Raw genomic sequence first — 20,641 nt, 5'->3', positions numbered from 1 at the left:
GCTGACACCGCAACCCGTCGGGCTCGCCGGGTCGCGGTGTCAGCGACAGGGTGGACGGGGCGCTGACACCGCAACCCGTCGTACGGCGACCGGCGCCGCGTCAGGGTCAGCTCGCCCGCACCCGCTGGGCGACCGCGGCGCCCGCGATCACCAGCACGCCGACGATGGCGAACGGCAGGAGCGGCTCGCGTCCGCCGTCCGTGCCCTCGTCGGCGGCCTCGCCCGCGGCCGGCGACGCCAGTCCGAGCGCGCCGTCGGGCCGCTCGGCGCCGTCGAAGGACCGGACGCGGGGCTCGGCCTCCTCGGGTACGGCGCCGCCGGGCGGCAGCAGACCGGGGAGGGCGCCGAGGATCCGCGAGGTCGGGTCGAGGCTCCGCGGGCTGCCGACCGTCGTGGTGCCGCCGCCGCCGAAGAAGCCGCTGGTGCTGCCGCCGATCGAGCCACCGGCACCACTCGTGCCGCCCGAGCCGGAACCGGCCGGGCTGACCGTGATGGTGAGGGCCTGCACCCGCTCGGGGGCGCCCGCCGCCACCTGCGCGGCCTGTCCGGCCTCGTCGGCGTCGACGCGGTAGGCGCCGAGCGGGGTGGCCGTGCACGCCGTACCGACCGGCAGCAGGGCCGGGGCGCCACGGCGCTGGGCGGTCGCCGTGCCGCCAGCGTCCGCCGTGAGCACGCCCTGCCAGACGAGGGTCTCCTCGGTGCGGCAGACGACGCGCACCGACGCGTCGCCGTCGAGGTCGGAGGAGCCCGCGACGGTCAGGTGACCCGCGGAGTAGCGGCCCACGACGGGCAGCGTCGTGACGCCACCGGGAGCGCCGGCCTGCAGCACCACCGCGCCGCTCGCGGACTGGTCGGCGCCGTAGCGGGCCGTGTCGTCGGCGCTGCAGCGGGCGCCCACGGGCAGCGGCACGAGCATCTCCCGCGCCTGCCCCGCGCCCAGGCGGACGTTGGTCGGGAAGCCCGGCAGGGACTCACCGCGCCAGGAGCAGCTGACCCGCACGTCGAACACCGACGGGGCGTGGGCCTGGCCGACGCCGGTGATCTCCTTGCTGACGACGAGTCGGCCGAGGTCGAACCGCGTCGCGACCGCGAGCGTGCCGGCCGGGGCCTCCGGGGTGACGCGGGTGCCCGCCGCGGGCTCGACGGCGACGGCGGTCGCGCCCTGGTCCTGGGTGACGCCGGCGGAGCAGACCGAGCCGTACGGCACCGCGAGCGGCTCGCTCGTCGCACCGTCGGCGAGCTGCACCGAGCGGGGGAAGCCGTGGACGGCGACACCGCCGCGCACGCAGCTGACCTGGATGGTGGTGGTGCCCGACGCGAACAGGTCGGCGCCCTCGCCCTCGGCCTCGTGGCTGACGGCCAGCGTGCCGGAGGGCACGTTCACCTCGGCGCACACGCCCGCGCCGTCGGGGCAGGGGTCGGGGGTGATGGCCCCGGCGAGCTCGAAGCGGCTGAGCAGGCTGCCCGCGGAGTACTCGTCGGGCGCCGCCACGACCTCGATGACGCGCGTGGCGTAGGGGCCCAGCTCGATCTCCGGCCACGTGACCGTGCTGCCGTTCGGACGCTGGACGGGCACCTCGGGCTCGACCGGGACGGTCGGCTCGACCGGGACGGTCGGGTCGACCGGGACGGTCGGCTCGACCGGGACGGTCGGGTCGACGGGGAGCGTCGGGTCCACCGGGACGGTCGGGTCGACGGGCACCGTCGGGTCGACCGCCACCGTCGGGTCGAGCGAGGGCACGGGCTCGGAGGGCAGCAGCCCCGACCCGGCCCCGCCGTCGACCGGCACCTCGGGCACCAGCGGCCGCTCGGCCGCCGGGACCTCGGCCGCCGGGACCTCGGCCACGGGGGCGTCGGCCACCGGCACCTCCGCCGCGGTCACGCCGGTCAGGTCGCCGAGCAGCCCGCCGGTGAGCCCGTCGACCAGCTCGAAGAGCAGCTCGACGACGCCGCCCGCGGTGGCGCTGAGGAACTGCAGCCCGACCGGCAGGGAGCCGACGGGGGCCGGCGTGGTGAGCGGGAACGGACCCGGGTTGGAGATCCGCACCCGGTAGGTGACCGGCTCGCCGGTGGCGGCGTACGCGCGGTCGGCGGTGACGCTAACGACCGGCGGCAGGTCCTCCGCGTACCGGGTCAGTCCGACCTTGGCGCTCTCGCTCGCCGGCAGCGGCGTGCCCGTCCACGCGTTGCGCGCGGTCGCGGCGACGGAGTTCCAGGCCACCGCACCCGGCTCGAGGGCGTCGGGCGTGGCGACGGTGAAGGTGACGTCGAAGCCCTCGCCCAGGTCGTAGGTGTGGGGCGAGGTGATGCGCAGCGCGCGCACGTCGTCGAGGTCGGCGGGCGCCCGGTCGCTCCAGGGGGCGCAGCCGTCGGTCTGCGGCGCGCCGAGGTCGCCGTGGCAGACGTCGGCGCCGGTCGCGAACGCCGCCCGCACCCCGCCCGGCAGGTGGTGGAGCCGGGTGAGGGTGGTGTCGAAGCCGCTGCGGCGCGGGAAGCCGGCCGAGACGCCCGCCAGCATGGTGTCGTCCGTGCGGGGCAGCACGTCGTACAGCACGACGTCCTTCAGCGGCACGTCCGAGGTGTTGCGCCAGCGGATCGTGTAGGTCGCCTCGCCGTCGGCGGCGTCGACCAGGCCGAGGGACGGGGCCGTCTTCGCCTCCTCGTCGCGGTCGCCGCTGACGGCGGTGTCGACGTGGAACGACGCGGAGTCGCTCCCCGCCTCGACCCGGAGCCGGGAGGCGGAGGCGCAGGCATCCGCGACCTCGTCGAGCCCGGTGAGGTGACCGGGCGTCGCCGGGTCGGCGGAGGCGGAGGGGCGCTGGGCGCAGGCCGTGGCGATCGGGGAGCCGGGGAGCAGCACCCGGGCCTCGTTCACGTGCAGGCCCGGGGCCGTGGTGGTGAGGGGCAGGCGGGCCGCGACCTCGACGCGCGCGCCGGCGCTCCCGGCGTACGACGCCAGCTGGTCGGCGGGGAGCGTCAGCCGCACCAGCGTGCGACCGCTGCCCCGGACGTTCGGCGTGACGACCAGCGGGAGGTCGACCGTCGTCGTGCGGGTGCTCAGCGACTGCGAGCCGCCGCGGGAGGTGACGGTGACCTCGGCGGGCAGCGTGGTCGGCGCGTCTCCGGCCCACTCCGTGCCCTGCGGCAGCCGGTCGGCCACGACCAGGTCGCCCTCGGGGGCCTCGGGCAGCAGCGCGCGGGCGGTGAGGTCGAGCGTGACGTCGTCACCCACCTGCTCCGCGGTCGAGGGGGTGAACGTCGACTCGACGCCGAGCTGGGGACGCCCGGCGACGGTGATGCTCGACTCGCGGGGGTCGAGCGCGGCCGACCAGTCGCCCTGGTGGGCGCGGGCCGTGACCCGGCCGGTCAGCACGTCGCCGGGGGCGGTGGCCTCGTCGGCGTACCCGAAGACCGCCCAGTGCATCCGGTACGACGCCAGCCCCTCGGCGCGCGGGAACTCGATCGCCACGACCCGGCCGCGGGCGTGCGTCGGCACGCTGAAGGTGACCCACTGGCCGCCGGCCGCGAGGGCCGTCGTGGCGCCGGTGCGGTGCAGCGAGACGCGGGAGCCGTCGGTGAGCAGCGCCTTCGCGCGGTACGACGACGCGAGCACCGGGCCGTGGTCGCCCGCCGCGTTGTTGTCGACCCACAGGGCCGCCGTGGTCGCGTGGAACGCGGGGTCGCAGCCGGTCTCGGCGGGCCGGTGCTGGGTGCCGTTCGAGAGGCACGGCAGCGACTGCGACAGCGCGACCTGGTAGCCGGAGCCGCCCTCGACGTTGTTGTAGGACGCCTTGAAGCCGGCCTGCGTCAGGCCGGAGGACTCGTTGGGCAGGTACTGCCCGAGCAGGTTGCCCGGCTGCTGGCCGACGGTGCCGAGCCAGTTGCCGGGGTAGGTCGCCAGCGACTGGTCCTCGACGCTGCCCTGGTCGGACCCGCCCGTGCGCACCTGGCCGAACGCGCTGCTGAAGACCGAACCGGGGCTGCTCTCGGGGGTGTTGGAGACGGTGACCTGGGCGCTGCTGGTCGCGTCGGGGCCGGTCGGGCTCGGCGTGGCGCCGGCGGTCTCGGGGGTCACCCGCAGGCGGAGGTCGAGCTGCGTGCGGTCGGCCTGGCCGGCCGCGACCTTCGCGGTGATGGTGCCGACGGTCGCGGCGTCGGAGCCACGCTCGCGGCAGCTGCCCGGCAGGTCGCCGCCCGTCGGCTTCCAGACGACGGTGCGTCCGGTCGTGCCGCTGCCGCCCGGGGTCACCCGCACCAGGTCGAGGCCGGCGGGCAGCTCGGCCCGCACGACGAGGCGCTCGGGGAAGTAGTTGCCCACCTCGGGCTGCACGCAGCGCACCGAGAGGTCGAAGACGACCTCCTGCCCGGCCTTGCGGAGCGTCGACCCGCGTCGGACGAGCTCGGCCTCCACGTGGCTCTCGGCGTCGACGGCCCCGGTGGCCGTCGAGGTGTAGCCGGCCGGGGGCGTGGACCCGACCTGCGTGCTGCTGCTCGTGGCGACCGGGCGGAGCTCCCACTCGGTGCCGCCGGGCAGCTCGTCGTTGGGCGGCGTCAGCGTGAAGGGCGCCGTGACGGTGCCGCCGGAGGGGAGGGCCCCGGTGGCCGTGACGACGAGGTCCTCGCCCACGACCGCGGTCGTGGTGGTGACGCCGGTGGGCGAGGTCGTCGGGCCGGGGACCACGTCGTACGACGCCACGTCGCCCAGCGGGACCGTCGCCCGGACCTGCTCGCAGGTGCCGTCGGCGCGGGCGCAGACGATCTTGACCTCGTAGCCGAAGGGGGTGCCCGAGGGCAGCTGCGTGCCGGTGGTCGTGCGGATGCCGACCTCGAGGCCGCTCGTCGCCTGGGCGGGACTGCCGCCGAGGGCGAGCGTGAGCGTGACGAGCAGGAGGGCGACGCCGCCGCGGAGGGCTGGGCGCAGACGTGACGACCGAGACACGGAGTGACTCCCCGAGAAGGGTCACGGTCGCGCCCGGCGGCACCCCCACGTCAGGTGACGACGGACCCGAGACCGCGACGGAGCTGATGCGTGGAGCACCGACGCTACCCCCGGGAGGTACCCCCCGTCAGCCCTGCGGCGCATGACTTAACCATGACGATCCGGTGTCGGGACGGTTCTCCTCGTGCAGGTCAGAGGGCGTGGCCCGCTGCTCAGCCCGCGCCGACGAGGAACTCCCGCAGCAGGGGGCCGGCCGTCTGGGAGCCCGAGGCGCCCGTCTCGACGAACACCGCGACGGCCAGGTCGCCCCGCGTCGCGATCATCCAGGCGTGGGTGGCCGGCGGGGTCTCGGTGCCGTACTCCGCCGTGCCCGTCTTCGCCCCGACCGGGTCGCCGGGCAGGTCGGCGAGCGAGCGGCCGCTGCCGTCGGTGACCACCGCGCGCATGAGGCCCTGGAGCGCGGCGGCCTCGTCGGCGGTGAGCGGCGTGCCGGGGGTGACCTGGTCGGCCGTGTCGTCCGGGAGGAGCACCGGCAGCACGGTCGTGCCGGCCTGCACCGAGGCGGCGACGGTGGCCATCGTCAGCGGCGACGCGAGCACGCGGCCCTGGCCGATCATCGAGGCCGCGGCCTCGGTGGCGCCCTCCGGTGTCGGCACCTGGCCGAAGTACGCCGGGAAGCCGAGGTCCTGGTCGACGCCCAGGCCGAGCGCCGCGGCGGCGTCGGCGAGCGCGCCGTCGCCGAGCCGGTCGGCCTGCGAGATGAAGGCCGTGTTGCAGGAGTTGGCCACGGCCTGGGTGAGCGTGATGTCGCCGATGCCGGACGCCGGGTAGTCGTCGTAGTTCTCGAAGACCCGGCCGTCGACCGTCACGGTCGCGGGGCAGGACACGGTGTCGTCCGGGCCGACACCCGCGCGCAGCAGCGCCAGCGACGTGACGACCTTGAAGGTCGACCCGGGCGCGTACTGGCCGAAGGTCGCCGCGTTCTGCCCGGCCGTCCCGGGGCCGTTGGCGGCCGCCAGCACGTGGCCGTCGGAGGGACGGACCGCGACGAGCGCGCTCGCCGGCCCGGTCTCGGCCAGCACCTGCTCGGCGAGCGTCTGCAGGTCGACGTCGAGGGTGGTCGGCAGGGGCGTGCCGGCGACGGGCTCGGCGGAGTGCACCTCGCGCTCCTCCGGCTCCGCGCCGTCGGTGCCCTCGGCGCCGACGATGCTGACCGTGACCCCGTCGAGGCCGCGCAGCTGCTCGTCGTACCGGGCCTGCAGGCCGCTGAGGCCGACCTGGTCGCCGGCCACGACGGCCCCGTCGGACTGCTCCACGACCTCGGCCGTGGCCTCGCCGACCGACCCGAGGATCGGGGCGGCGAACCCGCGGGTGGGCGCGAGGGGTCGAGTGTCGGGGATCCCGACGACCCCCGGGGTGCCGGCGAGGAGGTCGCGGTCGGCCGCGTCGGCGCGCACGACGAGGGCCTCGACGAACGCCCGCTCACCGGCGGCCGTGACGCGGGCGACGTACGCCGTCGGGTCGATCTCGAGCGCCTCCGCCAGCGCCTGCCCGGAGGCCTGGGCGGTCGCGGCGTCGACCTGCGACTTGTCGATGCCGAAGCGCACGACGTCGCGCTCGGTGACGATCGGGGTGCCGTCGCCGGCGAGCACGTCGCCGCGCACGGGTGCGTCCGTGCGGGCGACCAGCCGCTCGCCGGCCTCGAGCGAGGGCTCGACGAGGCTCGGCGACCACTCCGCCGCCCACGTCGTGCCGCTGCCGGTGAGGGCGACGGTCGAGGTGGAGGTCCACTCCGCGGGGCCGACCGGCCACGACCACACGAGCTGGGCGGAGCCCCGCCCGGTGTCGGTGTCGACGCTCACGTCGCGCGCCGCCACCGTCGGGGTCACCTCGCCCATCCCGGCGACGATCGCCGTCAGCTGCTCGGTGGCGGCGGGGGGCTCGGCGCCCTCGAGGGCCACGTCGGCGAGGTCGCCGCCGGCGAGCCCCTCCGCCAGGTCGTCGGCGACGCGGGTCGCGGCGTCGAGCGCCTCGTCGGCCTCGTCGTCACCGCTGCAGCCGGCCAACGCGGTGGCGACGACGAGCAGGCCCGCCGCGGTCGCGACCCGGGCGCGCGGCGCCGTACGACGCCTCGCGGCACCCCGCAGGACGCCTCCCCCTCGCACTGCTCGCATCCCTGCTCCCCCTCCTGCCGACCGGCCAGCCCGGGCCCGTCGCCCGCGCAAAGTCTGGTTTCGCCTCGCCCGCAGATCTTCTCCGACACAATGACTCCTCCGGACGGCCGGGCCGTCCACGACACCCGAGGGAGAGCACGATCAGCGAGCAACGGGCTGCCGAGCGCGGCAACGCCTCCCGGCCGGTGCGGGCCGAGGACGTCTTCGACGTCGCGGCCGTCGACACCTGGCTGCGAGCGAACGCCGCACCGGCCCACGTGGCCTCGTTCGGCGACGGCCTGCCCGACGTCCGCCAGTTCCCGGGTGGTGCCTCCAACCTCACCTACCAGCTCACCTACGCCGGACCCGACGGCCCGCGCGACCTCGTGCTGCGCCGCCCGCCGCACGGCGCCCGCGGCGGCAGCGCCCACGACATGGGTCGTGAGTACCGCCTCCAGAGCGCCCTGCGGCCGGTCTTCCCGCTCGTGCCGACCATGGTGGCGCACTGCACCGACAACGACGTGCTGGGCGCCGAGTTCTACGTGATGGAGCGGCTCACCGGCACGATCCTGCGCGGCGAGCTCACCCCCGACCTCGCCGACGCGGTGACGCCCGCCGACCTCGACGCGCTCTGCGGCCGTGCGGTCGACGTGCTCGTCGACCTGCACGAGGTCGACCTCGAGGCGTCCGGGCTCGCGTCGTTCGGCAAGGGCGATGCGTACGTCGCCCGTCAGGTCGCCGGCTGGATCCGCCGCTACGAGGCCGCCCGCACCGACGACGTGCCCGACTACGCCGACGTCACGGCATGGCTCGACGCCGAGCAGCCCCCCGACCTGCCGCTGCGCTGCCTGGTGCACAACGACTTCCGCTTCGACAACCTCGTGCTCGCGGGCGGGCCCGGGACGGACGAGCCGTTCACGGTCACCGGCGTGCTCGACTGGGAGCTCGCGACCACCGGCGACCCCCTGATGGAGCTCGGCAGCGCGCTCGCCTACTGGGTGCAGGCCGACGACGACGACGTCTTCGTCGCGACCCGCCGCCAGCCCACGAACCTGCCGGGCATGTGGACGCGCCAGCAGGTCGTCACCGCGTACGCCGCCCGCCGCGGCCTCGAGGTCGACGCCGCCACCTGGCGCTTCTACGAGGTCTTCGGCCTGTTCCGGCTGGCCGTGATCCTCCAGCAGATCTGGGCCCGCTACCGCGCCGGTCTCACCAGCAACCCCGCCTTCGCCGGCTTCGGCCCGATGGTCGGCTACCTCGAGCAGCGCTGCCGGCGCGTCATCGAGGCCGGCCCCGTCGGGTGGGACGCGTGATGGGGACGCTCCTGCTGGTGCGTCACGGCCAGGAGGCGTGGTCGGAGGACACCGACGACCTGCTCTCCCCGCTCGGCTGGGAGCAGGGCCGGATGCTCGGCACCGCCCTCGCGGCCCGCGGCGTCGTGCCCGACCTCGTCGTCCGCGGCGACGCGCGCCGCCACCGCGAGACCGCCGAGGCGATCGGGGAGGCGGCCGGCTGGTCCGGACGCGAAGTGGTCGACCCCCGCTGGGACGAGTTCGACCACGTCGACGTGCTGCGCGACCACCTGCCGACGATGGTCGGTGGCGCCGACCCGGAGCCCCAGCAGTTCCAGCAGTGGCTGACGCTCGCGATGGCCCGCTGGACCGGGGGCGAGCACGACGCCGACTACGCCGAGTCGTTCGACGGCTTCGCGCGCCGTACGCAGTCGGCCCTCGCCGAGGCCGCCGACCGCGTGGGTCGCGGCGGCACCGTCCTGGTCGTCAGCTCGGGCGGGCCGATCGCCTGGCTCACCGCCGCCATGGTCGCGATGTGGTCGCCGGGGGAGGACCCCCGCGGGTACGCCGGAGCCTGGGGCCGCCTCAACTCGGTCGTCGTCAACACCTCGGTCACCAAGGTGACGGTCGGGCTGCGCGGCGTGCGGCTCGTGTCGTTCAACGAGCACAGCCACCTGGAGTGCGGGCCGTCGGGGGAGTGAGGTGCGGGGTGGCTGCCGGTTTCACCGGCTAGCCGGTGAAACCAGCACCTGGCGCACGAAGGTTCGCGCGCTAGGTGCCGGGTTCGTGACCTAGCCGGTGAAACCGGCACTCGGCGCACGATCCCGGCAACGAGCCCCGGGCGCTCAGACCAGCTTCCGGTACAGCCCCATCGGCGCGTGGCGCATCACGACGCTGAGCGGCGCCCAGGGCAGGGGCGGCACGAACGCCGAGTCCTTCTCCTTCTGGATCGCCGTCACCATCGCCCGCACGCCCTTCTCGGTCGACACGATCATCGGCGGGTTCCCGTTGGTGCCGTCGTTCATCTCCGAGGTGATGAAGCCCGGGTAGAGCACCGTCACCTTGATGGGCGTGCCGTGCACGTCGGCCCGCACCCCCTCGGCCAGGTGGGCGACGGCGGCCTTGGTGGCGGCGTACGTCGCGGTCGTGCCCGGCATCCCGCGCACGGCGGCCACCGACGACACCATCACGAGGTGACCGGAGTTCTGCCGACGGAAGATCTCGAGCGCCGCGTCGGTCTGGGCGAGCGCGCCGACGAAGTTGGTCATGGCCGTCTGGCGGTTGGCCCGGTGCCCGCCGGTGCCCAGCTTCGCGCCCTTGCCGAGGCCGGCGTTGACCACGACCCGGTCGATCGTGTCGAAGGTCGAGGCGAAGTCCTGGAACACCGCGAAGACCGCGTCGTCGTCGGTCACGTCGAGCGCCCGGACCTCCACCCGACGGGCCCCGTCGGCCGCCAGCACCTCGTCGCGGACCGCCTCGAGCTTGTCCGTACGGCGCGCGCACAGCGCCAGGTCGTAGCCGAGCGCCGCGAACTGGCGCGCCATCTCGGCGCCGAGGCCCGAGCTGGCACCGGTGATGAGGATCGTCTTCGGCTCGGGGCCGGCGTCCGGGGTCGTCATGGGCGTCAGTGTGACCGATGGGTCACCGAGGGGGGAGGGGCCCGCCGCCGCTGCGGCCGGGTAGTCCCTGACGCAGTGGTCGTGGTCGGGGGCCCGGAACGACCCCAACGTCAGGGACTACCCGGTCACCCGGCGCGACGCCGCCCATTAAAAGTCAGTCTTGACTGTTTGTTCGTCAGGGCTCACGCTGGTCCGGTGACCGTCACCCAGCGCGCCCCGCGCGTGCCGCAGGAGGAGCGCACCCGCGCCATGCGGGCCCGTCTCCTCGAGGCGTGCGTCGAGGTGCTGGCGGAGAACGGCTGGGCCGGCACGTCCACGACGGTCGTCTCGCAGCGCGCCGGCGTGAGCCGGGGGGCGCAGCTGCACCACTTCCCGTCGAAGTCCGCGCTGGTGCTCGCGGCGGTGGAGCACCTCATGCAGGTACGCCGGGAGGAGCTCGCGGCCGCCGCGGCAGGCCTGCCGGCGGAGGGCGGGCGCCGTACGCGGGCCGTGCTCGAGCTCTTCGCCGACCACTTCACCAGCCCGATCTTCGCCGCGGCCCTCGAGCTCTGGGTCGCCGCCCGCACCGACGACGAGCTGCTCGCCGTGGTCGCGCCGCTCGAGCAGCACGTCGGCCGCGAGACCCACCGCCTGGCCGTCGAGATGCTGGCCGCCGACGAGTCCCGGCCCGGCGTGCGCGAGCTCGTGCAGGCCACCCTCGACCTCGTGCGGGGCCTCGGCCTCGCCGCCACGCTCGGCGACGACACCGGCCGCCGCGGCCGCATCCTCGACCAGTGGGCCCTCACCCTCGACCGAGCCCTGGAGGCCGCATGACCGACCCGTCCATCTCCCCCGTCGAGATCCCGGCCGAGCCGCGCGCCGAGGCCCCGCACGGCGAGACCGGCGAGACCGCCGGCGCCCCGGCCCCGCATGCCCTCCTCGAGGGCGTGCTCACCGACCTCGACGTGCTGAGCGCGAGCCTCGACGCACTGGTCACCCCGCTCGACGAGGACGGTTGGCGCACGCCGACCCCCGCCGCCGGCTGGGACGTCGCCACCCAGGTCGCCCACCTCGCGTGGACCGACGTCGCCGCCACCGCGGCCGCCACCGACAAGGCGGCGTGGGACGAGATCGTGCTGCAGGCCCTGGCCGACATGGAGGGCTTCGTCGACACCGTCGCGCTCCAGGGCGGTGCGGTCGACCCGCCGGCGCTGCTGGCCCAGTGGCGCAAGGCCCGGGTCGACCTGGCCGCCGCGCTGCGCGCCCAGGCCCAGGAGCGGCCCGGCGAGAAGATGCCGTGGTTCGGCCCGCCGATGAGCCCGGTCTCGATGGCGTCCGCCCGCTACATGGAGACCTGGGCCCACGGGCTGGACGTCGCCGACGCGCTCGGCGTCGAGCTGCCGCCCGACGACGGGGTGCGCCACGTCGTGCACATCGGCGTCCGCACCCGGAACTTCGCCTTCGCCACCCGTGAGCTCACGCCGCCCGCCGAGGAGTTCCACGTGAAACTTCTCGCGCCGTCGGGCGAGGTCTGGACGTACGGGCCCGAGGACGCCGCGCAGCGGGTCGAGGGGTCGGCGCACGACTTCGCCCGCCTCGTCACGCAGCGCCGGCACCGCCTCGACCTCGACCTCGTCGCCACCGGTCCCGACGCCGACCGCTGGCTCGACGTCGCCCAGGCCTTCGCCGGCCCGCCCGGACCCGGCCGCCCGCCTGCGGCGGCCACCACCGGATCCACCACCAGTCCCACCACCGGCCCCACCGAGGGAGGCACCGCGTGAGCGACGTCCTGCGCATCGGCAACTGCTCCGGCTTCTACGGCGACCGCCTCTCGGCGATGCGCGAGATGCTCGAGGGCGTCACCTCCGGCCCCGACGGCCCGCACGGGCTCGACGTGCTCACCGGCGACTACCTCGCCGAGCTGACCATGCTCATCCTCGGCAAGGACGCGATGCGCGACCCGGCGAGCGGCTACGCCCGCACCTTCCTGCGCCAGGCCGAGGACTGCCTCGGCCTCGCCCTCGAGAAGGGCGTCCGGATCGTCAGCAACGCCGGCGGCCTCAACCCCGCGGGCCTGGCGCGCAGGCTCACCGAGGTCGCGACCGCCCTCGGCCTCTCGCCGCGCATCGCCTACGTCAGCGGCGACAACCTGCTCCCCGCCGTCCAGGCCGGCACCGTCGACCTCGGCCGCTCCGACGCGCTCACCGCCAACGCCTACCTCGGCGCGTTCGGCATCGCCGAGGCCCTCGCGGGCGGCGCCGACGTCGTCGTCACGGGCCGCGTCACCGACGCCTCCGTGGTCGTCGGGCCGGCGATCGCCCACTTCGGCTGGACGCCCACGCAGTACGACGCGCTGGCCGGCGCCGTCGTCGCGGGCCACGTGCTCGAGTGCGGCACCCAGGCCACGGGCGGCAACTTCTCCGGGTTCCGCGACCTGCCGGCCGAGGCCCTGACCCGGCCGCTCGGCTTCCCCGTGGCCGAGCTGGCCGCCGACGGCTCCTTCGTCGTCACCAAGCACGACGACACCGGCGGCGCCGTCACCGTCGACACCGTGACGGCCCAGCTGGTCTACGAGATCCAGTCGAACCGCTACCTCGGCCCCGACGTCACCACCGACCTCGACTCGATCCGCCTCGAGCAGGCCGGCTCCGACCGGGTCCAGGTCTCCGGCGTCACCGGCAGCGCCCCGCCGGCGCGCCTCAAGGTCGCCGTCAACGTGCTGGGCGGGTTCCGCAACAGCGTCGAGCTGGTGCTCACCGGTCTCGACATCGAGGAGAAGGCCGCCTGGGTGCGCCGCCAGGTCGAGACCGCGCTCGAGGCCTCCCCGCTCGGGCGGCCCGCCACGGTCGCGTGGTCGACCGCCGGACCGGCCACCCCCGACGCCCCCACCGAGGAGTCGGCCTCGGTGCTGCTCCGCCTCACCGTGCTCGACCCGGACGCCGACAAGGTCGGCAAGCCGTTCACGTCAGCGGCCGTCGAGCTGGCCCTCGGCTCCTACCCCGGGTTCGCGATCACCGCCCCGCCGGCGAAGCCGACGCCGTACGGCGTCTACCACCCCGCGTACGTCGACCGCGACGCCGTCGAGCACGTCGTCGTGGTGCTGGGCGCGGACGGCGCCGAGAAGGAGCGCGTGCTCGTGCCCCACCCGGCCCGGACGGCCGAGCTGGGCGACGAGAGCGCGGCGCGTCGGCCCTCGCCGTACCCGGCCCCGGTCGACACCCTCACCCGCCGCATGCCGCTCGGCTCCTTCGTGCACGCCCGCTCGGGCGACAAGGGCGGCGACGCCAACATCGGTCTCTGGGTGGCGCACACGGGCCGGGCGGCCTCGCCGGAGCGGTACGACGCCCGGGTCACCTGGCTCACGAAGCTCATCACGCCCCACCGGGTGCGCGAGCTCGTGCCCGAGGCGGCCGACCTCGACGTCGAGGTCTACCCGCTGCCCAACCTGGGCGGCGTCAACGTGCTGGTCCGCGGGCTGCTGGGCGAGGGCGTCGCGGCGTCGACGCGCTTCGACCCGCAGGCCAAGGGGCTGGGCGAGTGGGTCCGCAGCCGCCTGGTGAGCGTCGAGGACAGCCTCCTGTGAGCGCCTCGTCGACCGCCGCGCTCCCGAGCGCGCTCAGCAGCGGCGTGGTCTTCACGGGTACGCCGGAGCGCGACGCCCTGCGCGAGGCGGCCGCCGCCTTCACGCGCCGCGAGGTCGCCCCCCACCTCGACGCCTGGGAGGACGCCGGCGCCCTGCCGCGCGAGCTGCACCGGGCGGCCGCGAAGGCCGGGCTGATCGGCGTCGGGTTCGCCGAGGAGGTCGGCGGCGACGGCGGCACGCTCGTCGACTCGCTCACCGTCACCGAGGGGATCTTCGACGGCGGCGGCTCGGGCGGGCTGATCGCCAGCCTCTTCACCCACGGCATCGCGCTGCCCCACATCGCGGCGGCCGGGCACACGCCCGCGGGGGCCGACCTCGTCGACCGGTTCGTGCGGCCGACGCTGGCCGGCGAGCTGATCGGGTCGCTGGCGATCACCGAGCCCGACGGCGGCTCCGACGTGGCCTCGATCCGCACGACCGCGGTGCGCGACGGCGACCACTACGTCGTCAACGGCGCCAAGACGTTCATCACCTCCGGCACCCGCGCCGACTTCGTGACGACCGCGGTGCGCACGGGCGGGTCGTTCGAGCCCGGCAAGGGCCACGGGGGCGTCTCGCTGCTCGTCGTGGAGGCCGGCACGCCCGGGTTCACCGTCGACCGCAAGCTCGAGAAGCTCGGCTGGCACTGCTCCGACACGGCCCAGCTGTCGTACGTCGACGTGCGCGTCCCCGTCGCGAACCTGGTGGGCGAGGAGGGCAGCGGGTTCGTCCAGATCGCCCAGCAGTTCGTGGTCGAGCGCCTCGGGCTGGCGGTGCAGGGGTACGCCGCGGCGGCCCGCGCGCTGGCGCTCGCGGCGACGTACGCGAGCGAGCGGCAGACCTTCGGCAAGCCCCTCGCCACCCGCCAGGTGATCCGCCACAAGCTGGTCGAGATGCGCCGCCAGGTGGAGGTGGCGCGCACCTACACGCACGCCGTCGCCGCCCGCCACGACGCCGGTGAGCAGGTGATCGCCGAGGCCTGCCTCGCCAAGGAGACTGCCGTGAAGACCGCCGAGCACGTCTGCCACGAGGCCGTCCAGATCTTCGGCGGCGCGGGCTACATGCGCGGCTCCGAGGTGGAGCGCCACTACCGCGACGTCCGGCTGCTCGGCATCGGCGGCGGCGCCAACGAGGTGCTCGCCGACCTCAGCGCCCGGCTGCTGGGGTACGCCGGATGAGCGCCGACACCGACCTGACCCCACCCGGCACCGAGGGAGCCAGCATGACCAACCGTGAGGCGCTGCTCGAGAAGATCGAGGCGCTCGACGTCGAGCACGCGAAGGCGGTGGCCGGGGGCGGGGAGAAGTACGTCGCGCGCCACCGGAAGCGCGGCAAGCTGCTGGCCCGGGAGCGCATCGAGCTGCTCGTCGACGAGGGCTCCGCGTTCCTGGAGCTGTCGCCGCTGGCCGGCTGGGGGTCCGACTTCGCCGTCGGCGCCTCGCTGGTGACCGGCATCGGCGTGGTCGAGGGGGTGGAGTGCCTCATCACCGCGAACGACCCGACGGTCAAGGGCGGCGCCTCCAACCCGTGGACCCTCAAGAAGGCGTTCCGCGCCTCCCAGATCGCGGAGGAGAACGGGCTGCCGACGATCGCGCTGGTGGAGTCCGGCGGCGCCGACCTGCCGACGCAGAAGGAGATCTTCATCCCCGGCGGACGGATGTTCCGCGACATCACCCGCGCCTCGGCCGACCGCCGTCCGACCATCGCGCTCGTGTTCGGCAACTCGACCGCCGGCGGCGCCTACATCCCCGGCATGAGCGACTACACGGTGATGGTCAAGGAGGGCGCCAAGGTGTTCCTCGGCGGCCCGCCGCTCGTGAAGATGGCCACCGGTGAGGAGTCCGACGACGAGTCGCTCGGCGGGGCCGAGATGCACGCCCGCACGTCCGGCCTCGCCGACTACCTCGCCGCCGACGAGCACGACGCCATCCGCCTCGGCCGCCGCATCGTGGCCCGCCTCAACCAGGCCAAGGCGCGCAGCGACGCCGCGCTCCCGCCGTACTCGGAGCCCGACCTCGACCCCGACGGCCTGCTCGACCTCATCCCCGCCGACCTCAAGGAGCCCTTCGACCCGCGCGAGGTGATCCTGCGGATCGTCGACGGCACCCGGGCCGGTGTTGGGCCCGCGGGCAACGGGGTGCCGTTCGACGAGTTCAAGCCGCTGTACGGCGCCTCGCTCGTCACGGGCTGGGCGCGCATCCACGGCCGCCCGGTCGGCATCCTCGCCAACGCCCAGGGCGTGCTGTTCAGCGAGGAGGCGCAGAAGGCGACGCAGTTCATCCAGCTCGCCAACCAGGTCGACACGCCCCTGCTGTTCCTCCACAACACCACCGGCTACATGGTCGGCGCGGAGTACGAGCAGGGCGGGATCATCAAGCACGGCGCCCAGATGATCAACGCGGTCTCGAACTCGAAGGTGCCGCACCTGTCGGTGGTGATGGGCGCGTCGTACGGCGCGGGCAACTACGGCATGAACGGGCGCGCGTTCGACCCCCGGTTCCTCTTCACGTGGCCGAGCGCGAAGTCCGCCGTCATGGGCCCGGCCCAGCTCGCGGGGGTGCTCTCGCTCGTGGCGCGCGCGTCCGCGGAGGCCAAGGGCGCGCCGTACGACGAGGAGGGCGACGCCGGCATGCGCGCCTTCGTCGAGCAGATGGTCGAGGAGCAGTCGCTGCCCCACTTCCTCTCCGGCATGTTGTACGACGACGGGGTCATCGACCCGCGCGACACCCGCACCGTCCTCGGCATCTGCCTCTCCGTCATCGACCACCAGCCGATCCGCGGGACCGACCGCTTCGGCGTCTTCAGGATGTGAGATCACCCCACGACGTTCTCGCTCCTCCGCTCCGCTCCCCCGCGACAACGCCGCGGGGACCCCGATACCTCCGTTCCACCTAGGAGAGCCGTGATTCAACGAGTCCTCGTCGCCAACCGCGGCGAGATCGCCCGCCGGGTGTTCGCGACGTGCCGCCGCCTCGGCATCGGCACGGTCGCCGTGCACTCCGACGCCGACGCCCACCTGGCGTTCGTGGCCGAGGCCGACGCCGCCGTGCGCCTGCCGGGCGACAGCCCCGCCGACACCTACCTGCGCGTCGACCTGGTGCTCGACGCGGCCCGCCGCACCGGCGCCGACGCGGTGCACCCGGGCTACGGCTTCCTCTCCGAGAACGCCGGGTTCGCCCGGGCCGTGATCGAGGCCGGGCTGACGTGGATCGGGCCCAGCCCGGAGGCCATCGAGGCCATGGGCTCGAAGGTCGCGGCGAAGAAGCTGATGGCCGACGCCGGCGTGCCGGTGCTCGGCGACCTCACGGTCGCCTCCGCGGGCGACGACGACCTGCCGCTGCTCGTGAAGGCGTCGGCCGGTGGTGGCGGGCGCGGCATGCGCGTCGTCCGGCGGCTCGATGACCTCGCCGAGGCGGTCGCCGAGGCCGAGGCCGAGGCGCTCAGTGCGTTCGGCGACGGCACGGTGTTCGTGGAGCCGTACGTCGAGGACGGCCGCCACGTCGAGGTGCAGGTCGTCGGCACCGGGGGCGACGCCAGCGGTGTGATCGTGCTCGGCGAGCGCGACTGCTCGCTGCAGCGACGCCACCAGAAGGTGGTGGAGGAGTCGCCCGCCCCGGGCCTGCGCGAGGAGACCTGGCGGGCGCTGCACGACGCGGCGCGGCGCGCGGCCGAGGCGATCGACTACCGCGGCGCCGGCACCGTCGAGTTCCTGCTCGACGCGGCCACGCAGAAGTTCTGGTTCCTCGAGATGAACACGCGTCTGCAGGTGGAGCACCCGGTCACCGAGGCCGTCTTCGGCGTCGACCTCGTGGAGATGCAGCTCGCCGTCGCCGAGGGCCTGCCGACGCCGGCCGCCCGCCCCGAGCCGCGCGGGCACGCGATCGAGGTGCGCCTGTACGCCGAGGACCCGGCGGCGGACTACCAGCCGCAGAGCGGCCTGCTCACGGCGTTCGACATCCCGGGCGTCGACGTCGAGCTGTCGCCCTCCGACGCGTCGTCGGGCCTGCGGCTCGACTCGGGCTTCGGCGCGGGCGACGAGGTGGGCACGCACTACGACGCCATGCTCGCGAAGGTGATCGCGTGGGCGCCGACCCGGCGCCAGGCGGCGCGGGCGCTCGCCGGGGCGCTGCGCCGGGCGCGGCTGCACGGGCTGGTGACGAACCGCGACCTGCTCGTCGAGATCCTCGGCGACGAGGTGTTCCTGTCGGGCGACGTGAGCACGGCGTTCCTGGGGTCGCGGCCCCTGGCGGCGCTGGGGGGCCGGCTCGACGAGGCGCCCCGCGACGTCCGGGCGCACGCCGTCGCCGGGGCGCTGGCCCTCGCGGCGGAGGCGGGCGCGACCCGCACGGTCCAGACCGGCATCCCCGTGGGCTGGCGCAACGTCGTCTCCCAGCCCCAGACCACGCGGTTCGAGGTGGACGGCGACGAGGTCGCGGTCGACTGGTGGGGCGGTCGCGACGGCTACGTCGTCGACGGGCTCACGGTGGTCGCGGCCACGCCCTCCCGGGTCACGCTCGAGGTCGACGGGGTGCGCACGTCGTACGACGTGGCCCTCGGGGCCGGTGGTGCGGCCGGGAGCGGCGCGCGGACCGTCGACGTCGACGGGCCCGACGGCCACGTCGCGCTGCGCGTCGTGCCGCGGTTCGTGGACCCCGCGGACGCCCTCGCCTCGGGCAGCCTCCTGGCGCCGATGCCGGGCACGGTGGTGCGGGTGCTCGCCGAGGTCGGGGCGACGGTCGTCGCCGGCGACCCCGTGCTGGTGCTCGAGGCGATGAAGATGCAGCACACGGTGGCGGCGCCGCACGACGGCGTGGTCAGCGAGGTCCCGGTCGCGGCCGGGCAGCAGGTGGCGGCGGGCGACGTGCTCGCGGTCGTGGACGCAGGCACCGACGAGCAGGACGACCCGGGCAACCCCGACGAAGGAGCAGTCGCATGACGATGACGGAGCAGCAGGAAGGCACCACCCACGCCGCGTTCACCGAGTCGGAGGAGCGGCGCGAGCTGCGCCAGGCCGTGCGCAGGCTGGCCGGCACCTACGGCCAGGAGTACTTCACCCGGCAGGCCCGCTCGGGCGGCAAGACCACCGACCTCTGGCTCGACCTGGGCAAGAACGGCTACCTCGGCGTCAACATCCCCGAGCAGTACGGCGGGGGCGGCGGCGGCATCGGCGACGTGGCGGCGGTCTGCGAGGAGCTGGCGGCGCAGGGCTGCCCGATGCTGATGATGGTCGTGAGCCCGGCGATCTGCGGCACCGTCATCGCCCGCTTCGGCACGGAGGAGCAGAAGCAGCGCTGGCTGCCCGGCATCGCCGACGGCACCGAGACGATGGCGTTCGCGATCACCGAGCCCGACGCCGGCTCCAACAGCCACAAGATCACCACCACCGCGCGTCGCGACGGTGACGAGTGGGTGCTGTCGGGCCGCAAGATCTACATCTCGGGCGTCGACGAGGCGAAGAACGTGCTCGTCATCGCGCGCACGGAGGACGCGAGGTCGGGCAAGCTGAAGCCCTGCCTGTTCGTCGTGCCCACCGACGCGCCGGGCTTCGAGTTCCAGGCCATCGCGATGGAGATGGTGTCGCCGGAGAAGCAGTTCACGGTGTTCATCGACGACGTCCGGCTGCCGGGCGACGCGCTCGTCGGCCACGAGGACGCCGGGCTCGTGCAGCTCTTCGCCGGCCTCAACCCGGAGCGCATCATGGCGGCCTCGTTCGCCACCGGCCTCGCGCGGTTCGCCCTCGACAAGGCCACGGCGTACGCCAAGGAGCGCACCGTCTTCGGCGACAAGCCCATCGGCGCCCACCAGGCGATCGCCCACCCGCTGGCGGAGTCGCACATCGAGGTCGAGCTCGCCCGGCTGGTGACGCAGAAGGCGTCGGCGCTCTGCGACGCGGGCGACGACATGGGTGCGGGCGAGGCGGCGAACATGGCGAAGTACGCCGCAGGCGAGGCCGCGTGCCGCGCCGTCGACCGCGCGATCCAGACCCACGGCGGCAACGGCGCCACGCAGGAGTACGGCATGGCCGCGCTGCTCGTCGCCTCCCGCGTCATGCGGATCGCGCCGGTCAGCCGCGAGATGATCCTCAACTTCGTCGCCATGCACTCGCTGGGGCTGCCGAAGTCGTACTGAGGGGCGGCAGCCCGCCGTCCGAGCGTCCGGACGGATAGTCCCTGACGTAGCGGTCGTGCCCCGGCCACCGGGACGACCACGACGTCAGGGACTACCTCCGGCGGTCGTCCGCCTCAGTGCGCGGCGAGCCGCTTGTTGACCACCCGGGTCAGCCAGGCGGGCGAGAACCGGGCGCCGAGGGCCATCGCCTTCGACTGGCGTCCGACGGGGAAGTGCACCTGGTGGAGCGCCGTGGCGACCCGTCCGGGGGTGACGACGGCGAGCACCTGGTCGGCGACGTCCTGGGCGGTGAGGCGGATGCCGAGGGAGTCGGTCGTGCCCGTCGCGACGCCGTCGGTCATGGCGGTCTCGACGAACAGCGGCCACAGCGCGACCACCCGCACGCCGCGCGGACCCCACTCGATGTCGAGCGCCTCGGTCAGCCCGCGCACGAAGAACTTCGTCGCGCTGTAGACCGCCAGCTCGGCCTGGCCGTAGATCGCCGACGCGGAGGCCAGGTTCACGACCGTCGCGCCCCGCTCCAGGTGCGGCGACGCCGCGTGCATCCCGTTGACGACGCCGCGCACGTTGACGTCGATCTCCCGGTGGTGGCGGGCCACCGGGATCTCCTCGAAGCGCCCCGCGGTCAGCACGCCGGCGTTGTTCACCAGCACGTCGAGCCCGCCGGCGCGCTCGGCGAAGTCCGACACGGCCGCGGCGAAGGCGTCCGCGTCGCCCACGTCGAGGTGGCCGACGACGGCGGTCTGGCCGAGCGCCACGACCTCGGCCGCGAGGCTGGCGAGCCCGGCCTCGTCGACGTCGTACGCGCCGACGGTCCAGCCCTCGCGGGCGAAGGTGAGGGCGGTGGCACGGCCGATGCCGGCGGCCGCTCCGGTGATGAGCACGCTGCGGGAGGTCATGCCCGCGAC

13 protein-coding genes are annotated in these 20,641 nt (G+C 74.9%); 9 read left to right on the top strand and 4 right to left on the bottom strand.

Going from position 1 to position 20,641, the window contains the following annotated elements:
- Window positions 1–106: 106 nt before the first annotated feature.
- Together K329_RS29895 and K329_RS0119235 are read right to left on the bottom strand one after the other, a co-directional pair.
- Window positions 107–4,939: a DUF5979 domain-containing protein gene (locus K329_RS29895; protein ID WP_052337126.1), complete on the bottom strand. Its 4,833-nt coding sequence runs from the start codon at window positions 4,937–4,939 to the stop codon at window positions 107–109.
- 212 nt (window positions 4,940–5,151) lie between these two features.
- Complete coding sequence (locus tag K329_RS0119235; RefSeq protein WP_028474321.1) at window positions 5,152–7,113, bottom strand: penicillin-binding transpeptidase domain-containing protein; 1,962 nt, start codon at window positions 7,111–7,113, stop codon at window positions 5,152–5,154.
- Window positions 7,114–7,298: 185 nt separating this feature from the next.
- Here K329_RS0119235 and K329_RS0119230 point away from each other — a divergent pair, with 185 nt between their 5' ends.
- Window positions 7,299–8,405: a phosphotransferase family protein gene (locus tag K329_RS0119230; RefSeq protein ID WP_028474320.1), complete on the top strand. Its 1,107-nt coding sequence runs from the start codon at window positions 7,299–7,301 to the stop codon at window positions 8,403–8,405.
- Complete coding sequence (locus tag K329_RS0119225) at window positions 8,405–9,085, top strand: histidine phosphatase family protein (RefSeq protein ID WP_028474319.1); 681 nt, start codon at window positions 8,405–8,407, stop codon at window positions 9,083–9,085. Before K329_RS0119230 ends, K329_RS0119225 begins: the two co-directional genes overlap by 1 nt.
- 144 nt (window positions 9,086–9,229) lie before the next feature.
- Here the strand turns inward: K329_RS0119225 and K329_RS0119220 are convergent, their stop codons facing one another.
- Window positions 9,230–10,003: an SDR family oxidoreductase gene (locus tag K329_RS0119220; RefSeq protein WP_028474318.1), complete on the bottom strand. Its 774-nt coding sequence runs from the start codon at window positions 10,001–10,003 to the stop codon at window positions 9,230–9,232.
- A 195-nt stretch (window positions 10,004–10,198) separates the two neighbouring features.
- On the opposite strand from K329_RS0119220, the gene K329_RS0119215 reads away from it, so the two are divergent.
- The 7 genes from K329_RS0119215 to K329_RS0119185 all read left to right on the top strand — a co-directional run bounded on the left by K329_RS0119215 (window position 10,199) and on the right by K329_RS0119185 (window position 19,733).
- On the top strand, window positions 10,199–10,816 hold the full coding sequence (locus K329_RS0119215; RefSeq protein WP_043644244.1) for a TetR family transcriptional regulator: 618 nt from the start codon (window positions 10,199–10,201) through the stop codon (window positions 10,814–10,816).
- Complete coding sequence (locus K329_RS28095; protein ID WP_084541446.1) at window positions 10,813–11,763, top strand: TIGR03084 family metal-binding protein; 951 nt, start codon at window positions 10,813–10,815, stop codon at window positions 11,761–11,763. Before K329_RS0119215 ends, K329_RS28095 begins: the two co-directional genes overlap by 4 nt.
- Window positions 11,760–13,565, top strand: a complete 1,806-nt coding sequence (locus K329_RS0119205; protein WP_028474316.1) for an acyclic terpene utilization AtuA family protein — start codon at window positions 11,760–11,762, stop codon at window positions 13,563–13,565. The genes K329_RS28095 and K329_RS0119205 overlap by 4 nt, the downstream gene beginning before the upstream one ends.
- Window positions 13,562–14,782 (top strand): acyl-CoA dehydrogenase family protein, encoded by a 1,221-nt coding sequence (locus K329_RS0119200; RefSeq protein ID WP_281169830.1) that lies wholly within the window; start codon window positions 13,562–13,564, stop codon window positions 14,780–14,782. Before K329_RS0119205 ends, K329_RS0119200 begins: the two co-directional genes overlap by 4 nt.
- A 44-nt stretch (window positions 14,783–14,826) precedes the next feature.
- Window positions 14,827–16,416: an acyl-CoA carboxylase subunit beta gene (locus K329_RS0119195; RefSeq protein WP_028474314.1), complete on the top strand. Its 1,590-nt coding sequence runs from the start codon at window positions 14,827–14,829 to the stop codon at window positions 16,414–16,416.
- A gap of 90 nt (window positions 16,417–16,506) precedes the next feature.
- The gene (locus tag K329_RS28090; protein ID WP_052337123.1) at window positions 16,507–18,540 is read left to right on the top strand and encodes an acetyl/propionyl/methylcrotonyl-CoA carboxylase subunit alpha; all 2,034 of its coding nucleotides are present in this window, start codon (window positions 16,507–16,509) and stop codon (window positions 18,538–18,540) included.
- Window positions 18,537–19,733, top strand: coding sequence for an acyl-CoA dehydrogenase family protein (locus K329_RS0119185; RefSeq protein WP_245596608.1), 1,197 nt, complete (start codon window positions 18,537–18,539; stop codon window positions 19,731–19,733). Before K329_RS28090 ends, K329_RS0119185 begins: the two co-directional genes overlap by 4 nt.
- A 113-nt stretch (window positions 19,734–19,846) precedes the next feature.
- Here the strand turns inward: K329_RS0119185 and K329_RS0119180 are convergent, their stop codons facing one another.
- Window positions 19,847–20,632: an SDR family oxidoreductase gene (locus tag K329_RS0119180; RefSeq protein WP_028474312.1), complete on the bottom strand. Its 786-nt coding sequence runs from the start codon at window positions 20,630–20,632 to the stop codon at window positions 19,847–19,849.
- Window positions 20,633–20,641: the final 9 nt, after the last annotated feature.

This window comes from Nocardioides alkalitolerans DSM 16699, from assembly GCF_000426525.1.
Classification (GTDB): Bacteria; Actinomycetota; Actinomycetes; order Propionibacteriales; family Nocardioidaceae; genus Nocardioides; species Nocardioides alkalitolerans.
Note: the sequence above shows the minus strand (reverse complement) of the source record. Positions and strands in the feature narration are given on the sequence as shown.